The organism is Cupriavidus sp. 05L310 (assembly GCF_056398185.1).
This window is the reverse complement of record NZ_JBFTOX010000147.1, coordinates 1-1738: the sequence shown is the minus strand read 5'-3', so window position 1 is coordinate 1738 and position 1738 is coordinate 1. Positions and strand designations below refer to the sequence as shown.

The following is a 1738-nucleotide window of genomic DNA, read 5'->3' as shown; positions in this document are numbered from 1 at the left end:
GCGAGGTGCGCAGCCTGGCGCAGCGCAGCGCGAACGCGGCCAAGGAAATCAAGGGCCTGATCGGCGATACGGTGGCGCGCGTGGACAACGGCTCGGCACTGGTGGGCCAGGCCGGGCAGACCATGGGCGAGATCGTGCAGGCGGTCAAGAGCGTGACAGACATCATGGGCGAGATCAGCGCGGCATCGGCCGAGCAGAGTTCGGGCATCGAGCAGGTGAACCAGGCGGTAGCCCAGATGGACGAGGTGACGCAGCAGAACGCGGCACTGGTGGAGCAGGCCGCCGCCGCTGCCGGTTCGCTGGAAGACCAGGCCACGCGCTTGCGCGATGCGGTGGTCACCTTCCGCGTCACCATGCGGCCGGAAGCGCGCCCGGTGCGGGTGGGCCAGGGCAGCGCCCAGCGGCTTGCGCAAGCCTGACGCGGCCAGGTATCCGGCCAAGGCAACAAGTTGAAACAGTCAGTCTCAAGCACTGTTCCAGAAAAAAAGGTAGCACCTGTCGTTCGCATTGCCGGCAATCCGCCGGCACGGGCAGACGGGGCACCCGGTCAAGTCATTCAGAAAAGAGAGGTGGTCTGCATGCAATGGTTCAATCAGCTGCGCGTCACGACCAAGCTGGTCGTTGGATTTCTGGTCGTGTCGCTTATCGGCGTGGTGATGGGTCTGCTGGGCGTCGTCAATATGGGGCGCATGGCTGACTGGACCGGCAAGATCTATAACGATGACTTGCAGGCCCTCAAGGCCGTGCAGTCCGGCAATATCAGCCTGCTCTATGGCAGCCGCGCGCAGATCGCCCTGCTGTCCGCATCGACCATGGGCGAGCGTGCCGCCGAGAAAGACCAGATCGAGAAATCGCTTGGCATGCTGGACGAGAGCATGAAGCGGGCGCGCCAGGCATTCACCCAGCCGGAAGGCCTGGCCCTGGTCAAGCAATACGATGCCTTGCTGCCGGCCTACCGCGAGCGGTTGGGCAAGTATGTGGCGCTGGTGGGCAAACAGCCGCTCGATACCTCGCAGTTCGAGAGCCAGGTCTTTAGCGAGAGCGCAGACCTGATCAAGGAGAGCCGCGCGCTCGAGGACTTGATGGCCAAGATGGTCAAGCGCCGCGACGACCGCGCGCTGGCCAATATGGAAGAAGCGCGCGGCGTCTACGAGGGGACGCGCCTTTGGATGCTGGGCCTGGTGCTGGGCGGCCTGGCCGTCTCCGTGCTGCTTGGCGCATTCCTCGCCCGCACGCTGTCGCGCCAGCTGGGTGGCGAACCGGCCTACGCCGTGGCCATCGCCTCGCGTATCGCCGAAGGCGATTTTTCCGCGGAAGTGAAACTGCGCAGCGGCGACAAGGACAGCCTGCTGCACGCCATGAAACAGATGCAGCAGCAACTGTCCACCATGGTGCGCGATTTCAAGGACTCGGCAGAGTCGATCGCCTCCGCTTCGCGCGAGATCGCCGCGGGCAACAGCGACCTGTCGCAGCGTACCGAGCAGCAGGCCGCGTCGCTGGAAGAAACCGCATCGAGCATGGAAGAGCTGACCAGCACGGTGCGCCAGAACGCGGACAACGCGCGGCAGGCCAGCGGCCTGGCGGCGAACGCATCGGAGACAGCCGTCAAGGGCGGCGAAGTGGTCGGCCGCGTGGTGCAGACCATGGACGACATCAATGGGGCATCGAAGAAGATCGTCGACATCATCGGCGTGATCGAAGGCATTGCATTCCAGACCAATATCCTGGCGCTGAATGC

2 protein-coding genes are annotated in these 1738 nt (G+C 64.5%); both read left to right on the top strand.

Annotated features, from left to right (window positions below; all coding sequences use genetic code 11):
• The coding region (locus AC1DS6_RS42470) for a methyl-accepting chemotaxis protein (RefSeq protein ID WP_477104787.1) at positions 1–419 on the top strand (419 nt) is incomplete at its 5' end.
• Positions 420–578: 159 nt separating this feature from the next.
• Positions 579–1738 (top strand): methyl-accepting chemotaxis protein (locus tag AC1DS6_RS42465; RefSeq protein WP_477104786.1); only part of this gene is annotated, 1160 nt, incomplete at its 3' end.